This window comes from Bradyrhizobium sp. SZCCHNR1051, from assembly GCF_032489615.1.
In the GTDB taxonomy this organism is placed as follows: domain Bacteria; phylum Pseudomonadota; class Alphaproteobacteria; order Rhizobiales; family Xanthobacteraceae; genus Bradyrhizobium.
On sequence record NZ_JAUEYJ010000013.1, the window covers coordinates 13,841 to 32,910 of the forward strand.

Here is a 19,070-nt window from a genome sequence, read left to right on the forward strand (position 1 = left end):
GCAACCTCCATGGAAACTATGAAACTGCAGAAGCGCTCGTCGATGTCGACGATGCTCGACCCGAAGATCGTGCTGCCGGCCATCAAGGCCGCCGTCGTCAAGCTCGATCCGCGGCTGATGATCAGGAACCCCGTGATGTTCGTGGTCGAGGTCGTCGCCGCGCTCACCACGGTGATCTTCCTGCGCGACGTCGTCACCGGCGGAGCGAACCTCGGCTTCACCTTCCAGATCATTCTCTGGCTGTGGTTCACCGTGCTGTTCGCCAACTTCGCCGAGGCAGTCGCCGAAGGTCGCGGCAAGGCGCAGGCGGATTCGCTGCGCAAGACCCGCACCGAGAGCCAGGCCAAGCTGCTGACGGGCTCAAGCCCGACGGACCGCACCTACAAGCTCGTGTCGGGCACCAGCCTGAAGGTCGGCGACATCGTGCTGGTCGAGGCAGGCGACACGATCCCCTCCGATGGCGAGGTGATCGAAGGCGTCGCCTCCGTCAACGAGGCCGCCATCACCGGCGAGTCCGCCCCCGTCATCCGCGAATCCGGCGGCGACCGCTCGGCGGTGACCGGCGGCACGCAGGTGCTGTCGGACTGGATCCGCGTCAAGATCACGGCCGCGCAAGGCTCGACCTTCATCGACCGCATGATCAAGCTGGTCGAAGGCGCCGAGCGGCAGAAGACGCCGAACGAGATCGCGCTCAACATCCTGCTTGCGGGTCTCACCATCATCTTCGTGTTCGCCACCGTGACCATCCCGAGCTACGCGGCCTATGCCGGCGGCTCGATCTCGGTGGTGGTGCTGGTGGCGCTGTTCGTGACCCTGATCCCGACCACGATCGGCGCGCTGCTGTCGGCGATCGGCATCGCCGGCATGGACCGCCTGGTGCGCTTCAACGTGCTGGCGATGTCCGGCCGTGCTGTCGAGGCCGCCGGCGACGTCGATACGCTCCTGCTCGACAAGACCGGCACCATCACGCTCGGCAATCGCCAGGCGACTGCGTTCCGTCCCGTCAGGGGCGTGAGCGAGCAGGAGCTCGCCGACGCGGCGCAGCTCGCCTCGCTCGCCGACGAGACACCGGAGGGCCGCTCGATCGTGGTGCTCGCGAAGGAGAAGTACGGCATCCGCGGCCGCGACATGGCCGAGCTCGGCGCCACCTTCGTGCCGTTCACGGCGCAGACCCGCATGAGCGGCGTCGATGCCGGCGGCTCCTCGGTGCGCAAGGGGGCGGTCGACGCCATCCTCAACTCCATCGGCGGTGGCCCGACCCAGCCCGTCTCCGGCAACACGGTGCGTGCGGTCCAGCCGGTCGAGAGCGAGCTTGTCCGCGAGATCCGTGCAATCTCCGACGACATCGCCAAATCCGGCGGCACGCCGCTCGCGGTCGCCAGGGACGGGCGCCTGCTCGGCGTCGTCCAGCTCAAGGACATCGTCAAGGGCGGCATCCGCGAACGCTTCGCCGAGCTGCGCCGGATGGGCATCCGCACCATCATGATCACCGGCGACAACCCGATGACCGCGGCGGCGATCGCCGCCGAAGCCGGCGTCGATGATTTCCTGGCGCAGGCCACGCCCGAGGACAAGCTCAGGCTGATCCGCGACGAGCAGGCCAAGGGCAAGCTGGTGGCGATGTGCGGCGACGGCACCAATGACGCGCCGGCGCTGGCGCAGGCCGATGTCGGCGTCGCCATGAACACTGGCACGCAGGCCGCGCGCGAGGCCGGCAATATGGTCGACCTCGACTCCAACCCGACCAAGCTGATCGAGGTGGTGGAGATCGGCAAGCAGCTATTGATGACGCGCGGCGCGCTGACGACATTCTCGATCGCCAACGACGTCGCCAAGTATTTCGCCATCATCCCGGCAATGTTCCTGGCGTTCTACCCGCAGCTCAACGTGCTGAACGTCATGAACCTCGCGAGCCCGCAGAGCGCGATCCTGTCGGCGATCATCTTCAACGCGCTCGTCATCATCGCGCTGATCCCGCTGGCGCTGAAGGGCGTCGCCTACCGCGCCATCGGCGCCGGCGCGTTGCTCGGCCGCAACCTGATGATCTACGGCTTAGGCGGCATCATCATCCCCTTCATCGGCATCAAGGCGATCGACCTGATCGTGACCGCCTTGCATTTGGCTTGACCACTTACCGGCGTCATTGCGAGCGAAGCGAAGCAATCCAGAGTCCCGCGCGCAGCCCTGGATTGCTTCGTCGCTTCGCTCCTCGCAATGACGGAGAAAAATAGGAGACACCGATGCTCAAAGAAATCCGTCCCGCCATCTTTGTCCTGCTCGCCCTCACGCTCATCACGGGCTTGATCTACCCGCTCGCCATGACCGTCGTCGCCGGCACCATCTTTCCGGCGCAGGCCGAAGGCAGCCTGATCACGCGCAACGGCCAGGTGATCGGCTCGGCGCTGATCGGCCAGGAGTTCAAGGACGACAAATATTTCCACGGCCGTCCGTCGGCGACCTCGGCCGCCGATCCGAACGATGCGACCAAGACCGTGCCGGCACCCTACAACGCCGCCAACTCGTCCGGCTCCAATCTGGGCCCGACCAGCAAGGCGCTGGCCGACCGCGTCAAGGAGGACGTCGACAAGCTGAAGGCGGAGAATCCCGCCCAGGCCGTGCCGGTCGATCTGGTGACGACCTCGGCGAGCGGGCTCGATCCGGACATCTCGCCGGAGGCGGCGCTGTTCCAGGTGCCGCGGGTGGCCAAGGCACGCGGCTTGCCGGAGGCCAGCGTCCGCAGCCTGATCGCTCAGCAGACCCAGGGCCGTCTGCTCGGGCTGCTCGGCGAACCCCGCGTTAACGTGCTGGCGCTCAATCTGGCGCTCGATGCTGCCAAACCGCAATGAAGCCTCGCTGGCTGCGCCTTGAGGGTCTTGGCCTTAAAGGTCCTGGCCTTAACGGTCCTGGCCTTGGCGCCGAGGTCCCTCCGTCTATAATGCCGCATGGCCAGTCAACGCCGCGATCCTGACCAACGTCCCTCGCCGGAGGCCCTGCTCGAAGCGGCCCGGCGGGAGGACAGTCCTGCCGGCAAGCTCAAGATCTTCGTCGGCGCCGCCCCCGGCGTCGGCAAGACCTATGAGATGCTGTCGAGCGCGCATGCCAAGCTGAGGGCCGGCGTCGACGTCGTGATCGGCTTCGTCGAGACCCATGGCCGCGCGGAGACCGAGGCGCTGGTGCGCGGCCTGGAGGTCGTCCCGCGCAAACATATTTCCTACAAGGACCAGATCGTCGAGGAGATGGATCTGGATGCCGTGATCGCGCGCCGTCCCAAGCTCGCGATCGTCGACGAGCTTGCGCACACCAATGCCGCCGGCAGCCGCCACCCCAAGCGCTATCTCGACGTCGAGGAGCTACTGTCGCACGGCATCGACGTCTACACGGCGGTCAACGTCCAGCACATCGAGAGCCTCAACGACGTCGTCGCCCAGATCACTCATGTGCGCGTACGCGAGACCGTCCCGGACTCGATCCTCGACCGCGCCGACGCCATCGAGCTGATCGACCTCACGCCCGACGATCTGATCCAGCGGCTGAAGGAGGGCAAGGTCTATGTCCCCAAACAGGCCGAGCGCGCGCTGGAGCATTATTTCTCGCCTGGCAATCTGACCGCGCTGCGCGAGCTCGCGCTGCGCCGGACGGCCGAGCGCGTCGACGAGCAACTGCTCACCCACATGCAGGCCAATGCCATCGCCGGGCCCTGGGCGGCCGGCGAGCGGATCCTCGTCTGCGTGTCGGAGGATCCGCGGACGACAGGGCTGGTGCGCTACACCAAGCGGCTCGCCGACCGTGTCCACGCGCCGTGGACCGCCGTTACCATCGAGACCCGGCGCAACCTGCAGCTCACCGACAAGCAGCGCGACCGGCTCGCAGATACGCTGCGGCTGGCCGAGACCCTCGGCGGCGAGGCGCTGACGATTCCGGGCGTCGGCCGGCGCATCGCGGATGACCTCATCAGCTTCGCGCAGGCCAACAACGTTACCCAGATCATCATCGGCAAGTCGAGCCGCTCGCGCCTGTTCGAGATCATCAGGGGCTCGGTGGTGCATGACCTCGTCAGGCGCGCCGGCAACATCAGCATCCACGTGATCGCCGGCGAGGAGGCGCTGGACACGCCGAGCCCGTCGGTGCAGACGCGCCCGCGCAGCGAGCCGCTGCGGCCAAAGCCCTATCTGATGGCGCTGCTGATCACGGCTGTCGGCCTCGGCCTCGCCGAGCTCATCCAGCCCTTCTTCGGTATCGAGAACGTCGATCTGGTGTTCCTGACCGCCGTGGTCGGCGTCGCCGCGCGTTACGGTCTTGGGCCGTCGCTGCTGGCGAGCCTCGCCGCCTCGCTCTGCTACAACTTCTTCTTCCTGCCGCCGCTGTATACGTTCACGATCACCGATCCGACCAACATCGGCGCGTTCTTCTTCTTCATGCTGATCGCCATCCTGGTGTCCAACGTCGCCGCGCGCGTGCGCGTTCAGGCTGACGCCGCCACCCAGCGCATCCGGACCACCGAGCAGCTCTACGCCTTCAGCCGCAAGCTCGCGGGCACCGCGACCCTCGACGACGTGCTGTGGGCGACGGCCTATCAGGCGGCGTTGATGCTGAAGGTGCGGGTCGTGCTGCTGCTGCCGCAGGACGGCAAGCTCACGGTCATGACGGGCTACCCGCCGGAGGATCAGCTCGACGACGCCGACCTCGCCGCTGCGAGCTGGGCCTGGAGCAACGACCGCGCAGCGGGCCGCGGCTCCGACACGCTGCCCGGCGCGAAGCGCCTGTTCCTGCCGATGCGCACCGGGCGCGGCTCGATCGGTGTCATTGGCATCGACGACGATCGTACCGGGCCGCTGCTGACGCCAGACCAGCGCCGGCTGCTCGATGCCCTGGTCGATCAGGGCGCGCTCGCGATCGAGCGCGTGCTGCTGGTCGAGGACATGGACAAGGTCAAGCGCACCATGGAGCAGGACCGGCTGCGTTCGGCGCTGCTCACCTCGATCTCGCACGATCTGAAGACGCCGCTTGCCTCCGTGCTCGGCGCGGCTTCGACGATGCGCGATCTGGCCGCCAGGCTGTCCGACAAGGAGAAGCTCGACCTGCTCGCCACCGTCATCGACGAATCCGAGCGGCTCAACCGCTTCATCGCCAATCTCCTGGACATGACCAAGCTGGAATCGGGCGCGATCGTGCCGAACGCCGCGCTGCACGACGTCGGCGAGATCGTCGGCAGCGCGCTGCGGCGCGCGGGCAAGATCCTCGCCGGTCATCATGTCTCGCTGGAGCTGGCGCCCGATCTGCCGATGGTCGAGGTCGACGCGGTGCTGTTCGAGCAGGTGCTGTTCAATCTGCTCGACAACGCCGCCAAATATGCGCCTCCCGAGACCTCGATCGCGATCCGTGCGGCCCGCGACAACAACTGGGTCGTGCTCGAGATCCGTGACGAAGGCGACGGCATTCCCGCCGCGGAGGTCGAGCACGTGTTCGACAAGTTCTATCGCGTGCAGAAGGGCGACCAGGTGCGGCCCGGCACGGGGCTGGGGCTCGCGATCTCGCGCGGCTTCATCGAGGCGATGCATGGCCGCATCTTCGCCGGCAACCGCACCGATCGGCGCGGCGCGGTCCTCACCATCCGCCTGCCGGTGCCGGCGCAGGCCAGACCGCTGGATACGGCCGCATGACCGGCGCTCCGATCAAGGTGCTCGTGATTGACGACGAGCCGCCGATCCGCAAGCTGCTGCGGATGGGCCTGACCACGCAGGGCTACGAGATTCTCGAAGCCTCGAACGGCAGGATTGCGCTGGATCTGTTGGGCCAGGAGCCGGCGCTGATCATTCTCGACCTTGGCCTGCCCGACATCGACGGGCTCGAGCTGCTGCGTACCATCCGTGGCCGCAACGAGGCTGTGCCGGTCGTGGTGCTGTCCAGCCGCGGCGACGAGGCGGGCAAGGTCCAGGCGCTCGATCTCGGCGCCGACGACTACATCACCAAGCCGTTCGGCATGGATGAATTGCTGGCGCGGCTGCGCGCGGCGTTGCGGCATCAGTTGCAGGTGCAGGGCGAGCGTCCGGTGTTCCGCTCCGGCGATCTCTCCGTCGATCTCGTCCGCCGCATCGTCAAGGTCGGCGAGCGCGAGATCAAGCTGTCGCCCAAGGAGTACGATCTGCTCCGCGTCCTGGTGCAGCACGCCGGCAAGGTGCTGACGCACCGCTTCCTGCTCAAGGAGCTGTGGGACGAATTGACCGACGCGCAATATCTGCGCGTCTATGTGCGTCAGCTCAGGCAGAAGATCGAGGCCGATCCCGAGCGCCCCCAATTCGTATTGACCGAGACCGGCATCGGCTATCGGCTGCGCGCGCCGGACTGAGCTTTGGTCGTATCGGCCGACTGGTCCTATGTGTCAGGGGCGTTGGCATCGCCATTCGATGGCGAGCTTGCGTGTCCCGCGGGCGGCATCAGCTCGTTTCGTTAAATTTACGAGCAATTTTGACCAACCGGTCATCTCGCGCTGCGGCACAGTACGTCCGCAGGCGCCCGTTCTCTGGATCAACGGATGATCGAGACTGCGGTCGTGCCACCTCATCGGCGCAGCTGATCGTGCGTTTGCATGCACGATGGTGTAAACACGGGACGTGCCATGTCTCGGCTTGTCAGAACGCGATCTGAATTTTGGGGGGCGAGGCTGCCGACTGCGGCGCAGAGATTGTCATCGGCGATACCGGGAAGAGCATCATGCCCGAAATTCATCTCAATCAAGGTCAGCCCGACGCGTTGTTCTTGGCTCCCATCAGTGAGGTCGGTCATGGAAGAATACATTCATCTGCAGAACCTCATCCTGTTCAGGAAACGTCTCGCTGAATTCAACGATGAGTCCAAGCGGACGGTGCTCCTGAAATTGCTGACTGAGGAAGAGGCCAGGGACGCATCATTCGGAACGTCGCCTTGTCCAGTTGCGCCTCATGCGGCGGATCAGAACGTCTGATCGGCTTCTCGGTCTATCCGTCATCGAAGCGACGAGCGCGAAGCTGCATTGGAATCTCGATGTATCGACGGGCTTCGATTCCCGCGATCGTGAAAGCATGTGTGGAGGTACGCGGCATCAGCTTGCGCTTTGGAACTTTCGTCTCGCCGACGCGGTTTACGTGTCGCAATCGGGAGGATGTTCATGGCACGACAATACTCGCGCAAGGCATCGGCCAAGGTCGGCCGGGCGATGAAGAAGCGCAAGGCCGGCACGCTGCGCAGCGGCGGTTCCGGTCGCAAGGTCAAGAGCCGCAAGCAGGCCATCGCGATCGGCCTGTCGGAGGCGCGCCGCGAGGGCAAGAAGGTGCCGCCGAAGAAGAGCGCGCGGACATCGGCGAATAAGTCATCGAAAAAGACAACCAAGAAGGCATCGAGCAAGAAGACCACGAAGAAGACCAGCCGGAAGACAGCAAAGAAATCATCGAAGAAAAGCTGAGGCTCGGGATTGTGCCGCCTTGCGCTCATCCGGGCTACGGCGTACTCAGCCCGCCTTCCTCTGCCGCGCCGCCGACCGATGCGCCTTCTTCGCCGGGCGTCGATGCGTGCTCGTCCGCCTTGGCGCCGCACGCGCCGTCTTTTTTCCGCTCTTGCCGTTCAGGCTCTGCTTCAGCGCATCCATCAGGCTGACGACGTTGTCGGGCCGTTCCTCCGGCTCCGGTAGCTTGATCGGCTTGCCCGACGCCTTGCGTTTTACCAGCGCCTTCAGCGCGGTCTCGTATTGGTCCTTGAACTCCGAGGGATCGAAATGCGCCGCCTTGGTCTGCAGGATGTGGCCGGCGAGCTCGACCATGTCCTTGGCGATCTTCGGCGCCTTGATGTCGTCGAAGAACTCAGCTTCGTCGCGCAGCTCATAGGGAAAGCGCAGGGTGGTGCCGAGCATGCCCTTGCCCATCGGCTCGATGGCGATGATATGCTCACGGTTGGTCAGCACGATGCGCGCCAGCGCGACGCGGTCCTGATCCTTCATCGCATCGCGGATCACCGCGAAGGCGTCGATTGCCGCCTTGCCGTCGGGGGCGATGTAATAGGGATCGTTGAGATAGCGCTGGTCGATCTCGTCGCGCGGCACGAAGCTGTCGATGTCGATCGTATGGTTGCTCTTGATCTGGACCGCCTCCAGCTCCTCGGGCTCGATCTCGACGTACTGTCCCTTGGACAGCTCGTAGCCGCGGCCCTTCTGGTCGCCTTCGACGATGTCGCCGGTCTCGGAGTCGACCATCTGCTGCTTGAGCCGGTTGCCGGTCTCGCGGTTGATCAGATGGAAGCGCGTCTTCTCCACCGAGGTCGACGCCGGATAGAGGACGACAGGGCAACTGACGAGCGAGAGTTTGAGCGAGCCTTTCCAATAGGCGCGGGGGGCCATCGTGGTCTCCTTGGAAAATCCGGACGAGGCTGCAACGGGCAAGCATCGGTGTGGGTTCCATGGGCCCGGCGAAGGTCGCTTCGGGAAAAAATAATTCGCTTGACGACTTCGTAAAATCAGCACTATGGTCCGACCCGTTCCGTTGCGTCGGAGGGGACGTATCGCGGTCGTCACGGACGTCGGCAGCGGAATGCGATGGGTGTGTCGGATTGCAGCGTGATTCAGTCGCGCCGACGAACAATCCGGCATGCACGGTCAAGTCGCGCGGTCCTGATACCCCGATGCTGGTATCCAGCGCGATGCGCGCAAGCGCATTGTCGCGACACGGTGGCCAACAAGCCCGGCGCGCCGAGGAGAACGCGAAGCAGCCGTTAAAGCCGTCGCGCAGGGAGGGCCGGGATGTCTCGGCTGCACCTGTGGTACCTGCCGCCTGCATTTTTTTCGCAGGCGGGCCATGGGGGCGGCGAGCTCCCGGCCTTCCCTGCGCCCTCTCGATTGGCAGAGGGCGGACGCCAGCGCAGCCTGGGCTCCCTGAGCCGCGGGAACGCGGAACTTTGCCCGATGTTATCATCATGGTGATGCGGCCGGTTCCACGAGTTCACCGGCTTTGCTACGCTACCACTCAACGCGAGGGATCACCGTGGCGCTCAGGAAGCTCTCCACCTATCGCAAGAAGCGCGATTTTGACAAGACGGCGGAGCCGTCCGGCGACGCCAAGGTTGCGCGTGCGCCGCGGCCGCGTTTCGTCATCCAGAAGCACGACGCGACGCGGCTGCACTACGATCTCAGGCTCGAATTTGGCGGCGTCTTCAAGTCGTGGGCGGTGACCAAGGGCCCGTCGCTCGATCCGCACGACAAGCGGCTCGCGGTCGAGGTCGAGGACCACCCGCTCGACTACGGCGATTTCGAGGGCACGATCCCGGAAGGCGAGTATGGCGGCGGCACCGTCATGCTGTGGGACCGTGGCTATTGGGAGAGCGAGGATCCCGAGAGCGGCTTCAAGAAGGGTGATCTGAAGTTCACGCTGGATGGCGAGAAGCTGCATGGCAGTTGGGTGCTGGTGCGCATGCGCCACGATCGCACCGGCGGCAAGCGCACCAATTGGCTCCTGATCAAGCATCGCGACGAATTTGCCAAGGAGGGCGAGGCCAACGACATTCTCGACGCCGACAAATCAGTGGCGTCGGGGCGCACGATGGAGCAGATCGCGGCCGGCAAAGGCAAAGCGCCGAAGCCGTTCATGCTCGCCAAGACACAGCGCATGAATGCCGATGCGGTGTGGCATTCGAACCGCAGCGACGGCAAGGCCACTTCGACGAAGACGGCGCCGTCGGCAAAGACGACGAAAGCGAGCCCGAAGTCGAAGACAGCGGCGCCGCGCATGGTGTCATCGTTGCCGGACTTCGTCGCCCCTGAGCTTTGTACCTCGGTCGCGAAGCCGCCGAGCGGTGAGGGGTGGGGGCATGAGATCAAGTTCGACGGCTACCGCGTGCAGATCAGGGTCGAAGACGGCAAGGCAACCCTGATGACGCGAAAGGGCCTGGACTGGACGGCCAAGTTCAGTGCGATCGCGCAGGAGGCCGCGAAGCTGCCGGATGCGATTATCGACGGCGAGATCGTCGCGCTCGACAAGGACGGCAATCCGAATTTCTCGGCGCTGCAGGCGGCGATCTCAGCGGGCGAAACCGACGAGCTGATCTTCTTTGCCTTCGACCTGATGTTCGCCGAAGAGTTCGACCTGCGCCGCCAGCCTTTGCGCGAGCGCAAGGCGCGGCTCGCGAAGCTGCTGAAGGCGCATATCAAGGGCAAGGCGCCGCGCATCCGCTATGTCGAGCACTTCGAGAGCGACGGCGAGGCGGTGCTGGAGTCCGCGCGCAAGCTGTCGCTGGAGGGCATCGTCTCCAAGAAGCTGGACTCGGCCTATCATTCGGGACGGACGGAGAGCTGGACCAAAGCCAAGACCAGGCCCGGCCACGAGGTCGTCATCGGTGGCTGGAAGACCACCAACGGCAAATTCCGATCGTTGATGGTCGGCGTCAACAAGGACGATCATCTCGCTTATGTCGGGATCGTCGGCACCGGCTTCGGCCAGGACACGGTGAAGGAGATCATGCCGGCGCTGAAGGCGGCTGCCTCCGACAAGAGCCCGTTCAGCGGCAAGAACGCGCCGCGCAAGACGCGTGAGGTGCATTGGCTCAAGCCCGAGCTGGTCGCCGAGATCGAGTTTGCAGGCTTCACCGGCGACGGCAATGTCAGGCAGGCCTCGTTCAAGGCCCTGCGCGAGGACAAGCCGGCGCGCGAGGTCGTTGCCGAGGAGCCGGTGGTGACGACGAAGGTTGCGAAGCCGGTGGCGAGCGTCGCGACCGTCGGCACCACGGTCCACAAGACGCCGTCTCGGACGAAGGGCTCGGCCACCGTGATGGGCGTTGCGATCTCCAAGCCCGACAAGGCGCTGTGGCCGGACGCCGGCGACGGCGAGCCCGTCACCAAGCTCGATCTCGCGAACTATCTGGAAGCCGTCGGAGACTGGATGATCGGTCATCTTAAGGGCCGGCCATGCTCGATCGTGCGTGCGCCTGACGGCATCGGTGGCGAAAAATTCTTCCAGCGGCACGGCATGCAGGGCATGTCGGACCTGCTCGAGCTGGTCAAGGTCTCGGGCGATCGCAAGCCGTATCTGCAGATCGATCGCGTCGAGGGATTGATCGCGGTGGCTCAGGTCGCCGCCGTCGAGCTGCATCCATGGAATTGCGCGCCGGACGCCTATGACGTTCCGGGCCGGCTGGTGTTCGATCTCGATCCGGCGCCGAACGTCGCGTTCGAGGAGGTGATCGCGGCAGCCAAGGACATGCGCCAGCGCTTGAAGAGCCTCGGACTCGAGAGCTTCTGCAAGACCACGGGCGGCAAGGGTCTGCATGTGGTGACGCCGTTGCTGCACGGCGCGCGCGACAAGGTGAGCTGGCCCGAGGCGAAGGCGTTTGCCCAGGGCGTGTGCCAATGGATGGCGAACGACAGCCCGGAGCAATATCTGCTCAACATGTCGAAGAAGCTGCGCAGGGGAAAGATCTTCCTCGACTATCTGCGCAACGACCGGATGTCGACGGCCGTCGCCGTGCTGTCGCCGCGCGCCCGCGAAGGCGCCACCGTGTCGATGCCGCTGACGTGGGCGCAGGTGAAGAACGGGCTCGAACCCAAGCGGTACACGGTCCGAACCGTGCCGGCGCTGTTGCCCAAGACCAAGGCGTGGGAGGGCTATGACGACGCGGCCGGAGCGATCAAGTCGGCGATGAGGAAGCTCGCGAACGAAGTGGAAGCGTAACGGATGCGATGCGGGGCGCAATCAAGCCCAGGCCGACGTGGCGCGGCCACGTCAGCCCGAGCTGATCAGTTGGATGGCTATGAGATCGATCGGATCAGATGCGTCCGAGCAGGACGAGAATCAGCACGATGACGATGATCAGGCCAAGGCCGCCGCCGCCGTAGTAGCCGGTGCCGTAGAACGGACCGCCGCCGATGCCGGAAAAGCCGCCGAGCAGGGCGATGATGAGAATGATGAGGATGATAGTTCCGATGGACATGTGCTTCCCTCCAGTGCCCGGCAGCGGGGCGACAACGTGCTCTGCCTTCGCCGAGGAAACTGGTTGGAACTTCGAAAGTTCCGCATGGGAACAAGTAAAATGCAGGGTGTGTCTTTGCGGTCGCATCCACCGATGACTACATGAAGGCGGTTGTTAGTCAGGAGATCGCGATGTCAAGTCCGCTTGTCGTTTCCATTCCGCATCGCCTCGGCAAGGACGAGGCTGTGCGCCGGCTCCAGGCCGGTCTCAGCCGCGCCGCGACCAGCGTTCCGGTCCTGAAGGTCGACGAAGAGCGCTGGGAGGGCGACAAGATGATCTTTCGCGTTCGCGCGCTCGGTCAGGCGGCGTCGGGCCATGTCGACGTCGCCGACGATCACGTGCGTGTCGAGGTCGTGCTACCCTGGCTGCTGCAGCGCTTTGCCGAGGCGGCGCAGGCCGCGATCCGTAACCGCGGCCAGTTGCTGCTGACGAAGAAGAGCTGATCAGGTCGGCGCTGCCGCTGTCTGGCGTCGACCAGCCGGGTGGGCTGCCGCATCAGTTCGCGCCGGGATCACTGCTGCAGGCACGTGCGTGAAGATGGAGGACACCGCGACCATGCCGTTCTGCATGTCCGCAGATGTGTAACCGCGGGCATGAACCTCGGCTTCGAAATCATCCGCGTGGGGCCACACCCGGCCAGCGTCGGTAAACGGCGCAAAGTTGCGCGCAGTGATGACAATGACGGCGTCGCGCCCGCGCCGCCGTGCGAAGGCAACGATGTGATCGGCATGACGTCCGCTCACCTCGAGCGGCTCATAGGCGCCGTCCGTGAAGACCGAGGACATCTCGTTACGCAGCCTGAGCAGCCGCCGCGTCCAGGCCAGCTTGATGCGGCCATCCGGCCAATGGTCCGCGAGGTGCGCCCAGTCGGGACTCTCGCACGCACGCAGCGCCTGTTCGCGTGCGGCGAAATCGACCGGGCGGCGATTGTCGGGATCGACCATCGAGAGGTCCCAGAATTCGGTGCCCTGGTAGAAGTCGGGCACACCCGGCATCGTCGCCTTCAGCGTCAGTTGCGTCAGGGAGTTCAGCGCGCCGAGCAGCGCCAGCCGCTTGGCAAGCGTCTCCAGCGACGGCAGGAACTCGGGCGAACGGTCGCGGTCCAGGATGCGTCCGATGAAGGCGCGCAGGCCGTTCTCATAGGTCTCGTTCGGATTGAGCCAGCTGGTCTCTTCCTTGCCCTCGCGCGCGGCCTTCAGCGCATAGGCCTGCAGCCGATCGGGCAGGGTGTCATCGGTGCCGCTTGCCGGCCAGATGCCGACGAGCGTCTGGTACAGCATGTATTCGAACGCCGCCGAGGGCGCGCGCATCTTGCCATCCGTGATGACGTGCGGCGCGTTCAAGGTCTTCCAGCGCGCGACCGACGACGTCCAGTCGTTGGGCAGCTCGGTGATGGCGGCCAGCCGCGTGCGCGCATCCTCGCCGCGCTTGGTGTCGTGCGTGGCGGTGGCGGTCATGCCGTGCGGCCAATGCCTGGCGCGGTCCTGCATCAGCTTGTGGAAGTCGGCGATGGCCAGAGCATGCGCCGCCGGATCGCCGCCGACCTCGTTGAGCGCGAGCAGCCGGTGGAAGCGGTAGAAGGCGGTGTCCTCCAGCGACTTCGCCATCATGGGCCCGGTGAGCTGCTGCACCTTGAGGGCGAAGCGGCGCACACGCGGGACGCTGTGGTTGGTGCTGCGGTCGCGCTTGATGAGATCCATGGTCAGCGCGTCGCGCAGGAACTCGAAGATCGAGCCGTCGGAGGCGAACCATTCGGCGCGGGCGCCGGCGATGGCGTGGTCGATCAGCTTGCGGTCGGTCTCGGTCGGACCGGCTGTGGTGAGATAAGTGCGATAGACCGGGAAGTGAAGAACATACAGTTCGAGCGCCTGGCGCAGGATGTCTTCCGAATAGTCGCGCGTGGAGTAGTGGCCGTTGGCGATGCGCGCCAGCAGGCGCGTCAGCACGGTGAACTCGCTGGTCAGCAGCGTCTCCAGCACGCGGCGCTTGGCTTCCTTTATCACCGGCGCCAGCTTGGGCGGCTTGTTGCTGATCTGGCGCCATATCTCGTCGAGCGGCTCCAGGCCGTTTCCGTCGATGAGCAGCTGGATGATGACGTTCATCCATTCGTAGCCGGTGGTGCCGTGCACGCCTGCGAAGCGCGGCAGCTTCTCCTGCTCGCAGAGGATCTTCTCGATCACGACGTAGAACGGCCCCGCCGCGGGCCCGCGGGCGTCGCGGATCAGCCGGCGCAGGCGCTGAAAATATTGTGCGGGATCGCGCAGGCCATCGATATGGTCGAGCCGCAATCCCTGCAACTGGCCGCCGGAGATCAGCGTCTTGACCAGCCGGTGGATCGCTTCGAACGTGCCGGCATCCTCGACGCGCAGGCCCGCCAGCGTGTTGACGTCGAAGAAGCGGCGGTAGTTGATGTCGCTGGAGGCGAGCCGCCAGTGGCCGAGCTTGTAGTGCTGCCTCTCCAGCAGATGATGCAGGGCGAGCGTCTGTGCCGGACGCTCGGGCCCGGCCTTGTAGGCCGCGATCCCGCGGGCAATGACGTCGGCGGCGTCCGGAATGGCCTTGAGGGCCGCCTTGAATGCCGGCGCTTCCTTGCGGTTCGGATGGCGCAGGCCCTGATAACGCGAGGCGAGCTCCAGGATCGCCCTGCCGGTCTCACTGCTTTCTGCGCCTGCCTCCTTGACGATGATGCGCAGCACTTCGCCGTAGCGCTCGGGCGCGATCGGCAGCCGATGCTCGAAGTACCAGCAGGAGAACGAGCCTTCGCCTGGATCATAGCGCAGCTCGATGTCGCCATGTTCGAGTGCATGCCCGTAGGAGGTGCCGACGATCGGCAGCAGCACGCCGCCGCGTGCGCGATACGGCAACTGGTCCCAGTCGATGTCGAACGAGGCGGCGTGCGGCGAAGCCTGGCCCCATTCGAGGACGTCGAGCCACCATGGATTGTCGTCGAAATGCACGCCGACATGGTTCGGCACGAAGTCGAGGATGAGGCCGAGATCGTGCTGCTTGAGCGCCGCGCTCAGTTTGGCAAAGCCGTCCTCGCCGCCGAGCTCGGGATTGAGCCTGGAATGATCGGTGATGTCGTAGCCATGCGTCGAGCCCCTCCGCGCCGTCATGAACGGCGAGGCGTAGACGTGGCTGATGCCGAGCGCCTTCAGATACGGCACGACGCGCGCGGCCCCTTCGAAGTTGAAATCACCCGTGAGCTGCAGGCGATAGGTCGCGAGGGGAACGGCCGGAGGCATGCTATCCTCCGATGCTCCAGAACACGGACCACGGCGGCAGGCGGTCTCCAGGCGTGCCGCCCCAGATCGGAGTGCCCGGGACGCCGTTCGGCGAAGCCGCGAGCTCCTTGTCCGAGACGTTGGCAAGCAGAGTCAGCCTGCGGCCATCGCCCATCTCCCAATGCGCGGTCAGGCGACCGTCATCGGTCACATCAGCGTCGCCGAATTTTGCGCCCGGAAGCCGCGGCGCAACCTCCTTGTGACGCACGGCGAGGAGCGCGCGCACCAGCGCCAGACGCTCGCGCCCCGGCGATAAATTGCGGAAGTCCCAGTCGATGATCGCGGACTTGAAGGTTTCGATGTCGAGCGGATCGGGGACCTCGTCGCCATGTTTGGCGTATGCCCACTCATACTCCTTGCGGCGTCCCTTGCGCACGGCATGCGCAAGGTCGCCCTGGAAGTCGCAGAAGAATGGGAACGGCTGCTTCGAGCCCCATTCCTCGCCCATGAACAGCATCGGCACGGTCGGCGCCAGCAGCGTCACCGCGAGCGCCGCCGCGATCCCTTGCGGCGGCGCCAGCGCCTCGAGCCGGTCGCCGAACACGCGATTGCCGATCTGGTCATGGTTCTGCAGGAAGTTGACGAACGCTCCGGGGGCCAGATGACCGCTCGGCTCACCCCGCGGATCGCCGCCCCAGAATGCCGCCGGTTCGCCCTGATAGACGAAGCCGGAGGCGAGCGCGCGAGCGAGATCGCGGCGCGGCGCCTGCTGGTAGTCGCCGTAATAGCCGCCACTCTCGCCCGTCAGCATGACGTGCCAGGCATGATGATAATCGTCGTTCCACTGCGCGCGGAATTTGCCGCGCGGCGGCTCCTCCGCGGAATCCAGCATGCTGGCGCGGTTGTCGCCGTTTTCGAGCACCAGATGGATGTGCCGCCCGGTTGCTTCGACAAGCTTGCCAACCGCCGCGCTCAGATCGTGCAGCATCGGGATCTCACCCTCGTTGGACAGGATGTGATTGACCGCATCGAAGCGCAGGCCGTCGAAGCGATAATTCGTCAGCCAATGCAGCGCGTTCTCGATCGCGAAGGCGCACACTTCCGCGCGCCGGTAGTCGATCGCGCTGCCCCATGGCGTATGCGCATCGGTGAAGAAGGTCGGTGCATACAGGCCGATGTAGTTTCCCTCCGGGCCGAAGTGATTGTAGACGACGTCGAGAAACACCATCACCCCACGCAAATGGGCCTCGTCGATCAACGCCCGCAGGTCGTCGGGCCGGCCGTAGACGCTGTCGGGTGCGTAGAGCAGCACGCCGTCATAGCCCCAATTGCGCCGGCCGGCGAAATCCGCCAGTGGCATCAGCTCGAGTGCCGTGATGCCGGTCTCGACGAGGTGATCGAGCTTGTCGATCATCGCGCGGTAGGTGCCTTCCGACGTGAAGGTGCCGACATGACTTTCCAGGAACACGGCATCCTGCCACGGGCGGCCGCGCCAGTTTTCCGAGCGCCAGGTGTAGGCGCGGTGATCGATGACTTCGCTCGGACCGGAGACGTCCTCTGGCTGGAAATCCGAGCCGGGATCCGGAACGTCGAGCTCGTCGTCGATGCGGAACTTATACTGCGTGCCGGCGCCGACGCCGGCGACCTCAAGCGCATACCAGCCGCCGTCGAGGCGCTGCATCTCGTGCTTGCCGTCGAGCACCAGATCGACGCGCTTGGCGGCGGGAGCCCACAACCGGAACGTCGTGTCTTTCCCGGTGATGCGAGGTCCGAACTGACGGGGGCTCATGGCAGGCCCGCATACGCCAGCACGGAGCGGGGCGGAGCCTTGAGGTCGGCCCCGGCGGTGAAATCGACCTGCTTCTGCTGGGCTTCGGTGGTGTCGAGGACCTGCTGCCACGTCTTGTATTCGGCGAGCTCGGGCAATTTGAATCCAATCTCTTCGGGCGCTGCATTCAGAACGATAAAGATCGGAGCCTGCTCCTGTTCCAACGGGGCGAGCACGTAGGCGAGAAATCGTCCGTCGGGAAAGGTCCAGTCGGTTTGCGTCATCTCCTCCGCCGAAGGCGTCAGCCACAGCACGCCGAAGCTGCCGTCCGAGCGGCGGCCGTCCAGCCAGCGGCGCGCGCGAATCTGGCCGAAGCGACGGCGCAGCTCGGTCATGTGCGCGATGAAGTCGATGAGGTCGTCGCCCTCGCGGCCCATGCCGCTCCAGTCCACCCAGCCGACCTCGTTGTCCTGGCAATAGGCGTTGTTGTTGCCGTGCTGCGAGTTGCCAACCTCGTCGCCTGCGAGCAGGATCGGCAGACCCTGCGCGAGGAACAGACAGGCGAGCTGGTTCTTGCGCAGCTGTCGGCGCATCGCATTGATCGCGACGTCGTCGGTCGGGCCTTCATGGCCGCAATTGTTGCTGTGATTGTCGTTGGAGCCGTCGCGATTGTCCTCGCCGTTCGCCTCGTTGTGCTTGCTGTTGTAGCTGAACAGGTCCGCCAGCGTGAAGCCGTCATGGACGGTGACGTGATTGACGCTGGCGCGTTGGCTACGGCCGTCGTGATTGAAGATGTCGGACGAGCCGGTCATGCGGCTGGAGACCTCGCCGATCAGGCTGCCTTCGCCGCTCCAGTAGCGGCGCATGGCGCTGCGATAGCGGTCGTTCCACTCCGACCATTGCGACGGGAAGGCACCGACCTGGTAGCCGCCGAGGCCGACGTCCCACGGCTCTGCCACGAGCTTCACGCCGGCGAGCACGGGGTCCTGGCGGATCGCAGTGAGAAACCCGCTGCGCCGGTCGAAGCCGTGCTTCTCGCGCGCCAACGTTGTCGCGAGATCGAAGCGGAAGCCGTCGACGTGACAGACCTCGACCCAGTAACGCAGCGAGTCCATCACCATCTGCAGCACGCGCGGATGGGTGAGATTCACCGACGAGCCGCAGCCAGTGAAGTCGTCGTAGAAGCGCGGATTGTCGGGCTGGAGCCAGTAGTAGGAGGCGTTGTCGATGCCACGATAGCACAGGGTCGGCCCGAGATGGTTGCCCTCGGCGGTGTGGTTGTAGACCACGTCCAGCATCACCTCGATGCCGGCATCGTGCAGCCGCGCCACCGTCGTTCGGAAGGCATCGAGCGGATTGTCCTGCGCGTAGCGCAGCTCCGGCGCGAAGAAGGAAATGGTGTTGTAGCCCCAGTAGTTGACGAGCTTCTTCTCGACCAGCATGCGGTCGTCGATGAAGGCGTGGATCGGAAGCAGCTCGATCGTCGTGACGCCGAGCCGCTTCAGATGCTTGATCATCGCGGGCGAGGAGAGTCCGCCATAGGTGCCGCGCAGATTGGGCGGCACGTCGTCGCGCTTGTTGGTCAGGCCCTTGACGTGGGCCTCGTAGATGATCGTGTCCTCCCACGGGATCTGCGGCCGCATCTCGCGCCGGCCCCAGTTGAAGGTCTCGTCGATGACGACAGCCTTGGGCATGCCGCGGGCATTGTCGCGCCGGTCGAACGAGAGATCCTCGCGCGGCGAGCCGGCGCGGTAGGCGAAATGGGCATCGCTCCAGACCAGCCGGCCAGCGAGCCGCTTGGCATAGGGGTCGAGCAGCAGCTTGTTGGCATTGAAGCGGTGGCCGCGCTCCGGCTCGTAGGGCCCGTAGACGCGGTAGCCGTAGAGCTGCCCCGGCGAGACGTCGTTGAGATAGCCGTGCCAGACATCTTCCGTCCGCTCCGGCAATTCGATCCGCTCGATCTCTCGCCGGCCCTGGCTGTCGAACAGGCAGAGCTCGACCTTCTCGGCATTGGCGGAGAACAAGGCAAAATTGGTCCCCCGTCCGTCCCAGGTTGCTCCGAGACGGGCGTGGCTTCCTGCGGCCAGACGCATTGC

The 19,070-nt window shown here is 65.2% G+C and carries 14 protein-coding genes; 8 read left to right on the forward strand and 6 right to left on the reverse strand.

All coding sequences use genetic code 11. The annotated features are described in order from the left end of the window. The first annotated feature begins 9 nt into the window (after nt 1-9). The 4 genes from kdpB (at nt 10) to QW868_RS17235 (ending at nt 6,346) form a co-directional block, all read left to right on the forward strand. Complete coding sequence (gene kdpB / locus QW868_RS17220) at nt 10-2,127, forward strand: potassium-transporting ATPase subunit KdpB (RefSeq protein WP_316160268.1); 2,118 nt, start codon at nt 10-12, stop codon at nt 2,125-2,127. 113 nt (nt 2,128-2,240) lie between these two features. Next, nucleotides 2,241-2,846: a K(+)-transporting ATPase subunit C gene (locus QW868_RS17225; RefSeq protein ID WP_316177178.1), complete on the forward strand. Its 606-nt coding sequence runs from the start codon at nt 2,241-2,243 to the stop codon at nt 2,844-2,846. 96 nt (nt 2,847-2,942) lie between these two features. Continuing rightward, nucleotides 2,943-5,660 carry a sensor histidine kinase KdpD gene (locus tag QW868_RS17230; protein WP_316231015.1) on the forward strand — a complete coding sequence of 906 codons (2,718 nt, stop codon included), beginning with the start codon at nt 2,943-2,945 and terminating at the stop codon, nt 5,658-5,660. After that, nucleotides 5,657-6,346, forward strand: a complete 690-nt coding sequence (locus QW868_RS17235) for a response regulator transcription factor (protein WP_315775903.1) — start codon at nt 5,657-5,659, stop codon at nt 6,344-6,346. The genes QW868_RS17230 and QW868_RS17235 overlap by 4 nt, the downstream gene beginning before the upstream one ends. Before the next feature lie 212 nt (nt 6,347-6,558). On the opposite strand, the gene QW868_RS17240 is transcribed toward QW868_RS17235, so the two are convergent. After that, entirely contained in the window at nt 6,559-6,783 is a 225-nt protein-coding gene (locus tag QW868_RS17240; protein WP_316231016.1) for a hypothetical protein, read from the reverse strand. On the opposite strand from QW868_RS17240, the gene QW868_RS17245 reads away from it, so the two are divergent. After that, complete coding sequence (locus QW868_RS17245) at nt 6,782-6,961, forward strand: hypothetical protein (protein ID WP_315738670.1); 180 nt, start codon at nt 6,782-6,784, stop codon at nt 6,959-6,961. The genes QW868_RS17240 and QW868_RS17245 overlap by 2 nt on opposite strands. A 183-nt stretch (nt 6,962-7,144) precedes the next feature. After that, the gene (locus QW868_RS17250) at nt 7,145-7,438 is read left to right on the forward strand and encodes a DUF6496 domain-containing protein (protein WP_316231017.1); all 294 of its coding nucleotides are present in this window, start codon (nt 7,145-7,147) and stop codon (nt 7,436-7,438) included. A 45-nt stretch (nt 7,439-7,483) separates the two neighbouring features. On the opposite strand, the gene QW868_RS17255 is transcribed toward QW868_RS17250, so the two are convergent. Beyond that, a complete protein-coding gene (locus QW868_RS17255; protein ID WP_315796644.1) occupies nt 7,484-8,365 on the reverse strand; it encodes a Ku protein in 882 nt (293 codons plus the stop codon). Nucleotides 8,366-9,005: 640 nt separating this feature from the next. Here QW868_RS17255 and ligD point away from each other — a divergent pair. Continuing rightward, the gene (gene ligD / locus QW868_RS17260; RefSeq protein WP_316231018.1) at nt 9,006-11,684 is read left to right on the forward strand and encodes a DNA ligase D; all 2,679 of its coding nucleotides are present in this window, start codon (nt 9,006-9,008) and stop codon (nt 11,682-11,684) included. A 94-nt stretch (nt 11,685-11,778) separates the two neighbouring features. Here ligD and QW868_RS17265 read toward each other — a convergent pair whose 3' ends face one another. After that, nucleotides 11,779-11,943: a DUF3309 family protein gene (locus QW868_RS17265; RefSeq protein WP_006614022.1), complete on the reverse strand. Its 165-nt coding sequence runs from the start codon at nt 11,941-11,943 to the stop codon at nt 11,779-11,781. A gap of 170 nt (nt 11,944-12,113) precedes the next feature. On the opposite strand from QW868_RS17265, the gene QW868_RS17270 reads away from it, so the two are divergent. Further along, nucleotides 12,114-12,425, forward strand: coding sequence for a polyhydroxyalkanoic acid system family protein (locus tag QW868_RS17270; RefSeq protein ID WP_315738666.1), 312 nt, complete (start codon nt 12,114-12,116; stop codon nt 12,423-12,425). Here the strand turns inward: QW868_RS17270 and treY are convergent, their stop codons facing one another. The 3 genes from treY to glgX are packed head-to-tail and all read right to left on the reverse strand — an operon-like array spanning nt 12,426 to nt 19,067. Further along, nucleotides 12,426-15,227: a malto-oligosyltrehalose synthase gene (treY, locus tag QW868_RS17275; RefSeq protein WP_316231019.1), complete on the reverse strand. Its 2,802-nt coding sequence runs from the start codon at nt 15,225-15,227 to the stop codon at nt 12,426-12,428. 1 nt (nt 15,228) lies between these two features. Then, complete coding sequence (gene treZ, locus QW868_RS17280; RefSeq protein WP_316231020.1) at nt 15,229-16,995, reverse strand: malto-oligosyltrehalose trehalohydrolase; 1,767 nt, start codon at nt 16,993-16,995, stop codon at nt 15,229-15,231. Continuing rightward, a complete protein-coding gene (glgX, locus tag QW868_RS17285) occupies nt 16,992-19,067 on the reverse strand; it encodes a glycogen debranching protein GlgX (protein ID WP_316231021.1) in 2,076 nt (691 codons plus the stop codon). The genes treZ and glgX overlap by 4 nt, the downstream gene beginning before the upstream one ends. Nucleotides 19,068-19,070: the final 3 nt, after the last annotated feature.

What these genes read in the sequence shown, in the direction of transcription:
- treY (WP_316231019.1), bottom strand. Translation starts at nt 15,227, where the DNA reads ATGCCTCCGGCCGTTCCCCTCGCGACCTATCGCCTGCAGCTCACGGGT.
- QW868_RS17250 (WP_316231017.1), top strand. Translation starts at nt 7,145, where the DNA reads ATGGCACGACAATACTCGCGCAAGGCATCGGCCAAGGTCGGCCGGGCG.
- kdpB (WP_316160268.1), top strand. Translation starts at nt 10, where the DNA reads ATGGAAACTATGAAACTGCAGAAGCGCTCGTCGATGTCGACGATGCTC.
- QW868_RS17225 (WP_316177178.1), top strand. Translation starts at nt 2,241, where the DNA reads ATGCTCAAAGAAATCCGTCCCGCCATCTTTGTCCTGCTCGCCCTCACG.
- QW868_RS17230 (WP_316231015.1), top strand. Translation starts at nt 2,943, where the DNA reads ATGGCCAGTCAACGCCGCGATCCTGACCAACGTCCCTCGCCGGAGGCC.
- glgX (WP_316231021.1), bottom strand. Translation starts at nt 19,067, where the DNA reads ATGCGTCTGGCCGCAGGAAGCCACGCCCGTCTCGGAGCAACCTGGGAC.
- QW868_RS17235 (WP_315775903.1), top strand. Translation starts at nt 5,657, where the DNA reads ATGACCGGCGCTCCGATCAAGGTGCTCGTGATTGACGACGAGCCGCCG.
- QW868_RS17255 (WP_315796644.1), bottom strand. Translation starts at nt 8,365, where the DNA reads ATGGCCCCCCGCGCCTATTGGAAAGGCTCGCTCAAACTCTCGCTCGTC.
- QW868_RS17240 (WP_316231016.1), bottom strand. Translation starts at nt 6,783, where the DNA reads ATGACCGACCTCACTGATGGGAGCCAAGAACAACGCGTCGGGCTGACC.
- QW868_RS17245 (WP_315738670.1), top strand. Translation starts at nt 6,782, where the DNA reads ATGGAAGAATACATTCATCTGCAGAACCTCATCCTGTTCAGGAAACGT.
- QW868_RS17270 (WP_315738666.1), top strand. Translation starts at nt 12,114, where the DNA reads ATGTCAAGTCCGCTTGTCGTTTCCATTCCGCATCGCCTCGGCAAGGAC.
- QW868_RS17265 (WP_006614022.1), bottom strand. Translation starts at nt 11,943, where the DNA reads ATGTCCATCGGAACTATCATCCTCATCATTCTCATCATCGCCCTGCTC.
- treZ (WP_316231020.1), bottom strand. Translation starts at nt 16,995, where the DNA reads ATGAGCCCCCGTCAGTTCGGACCTCGCATCACCGGGAAAGACACGACG.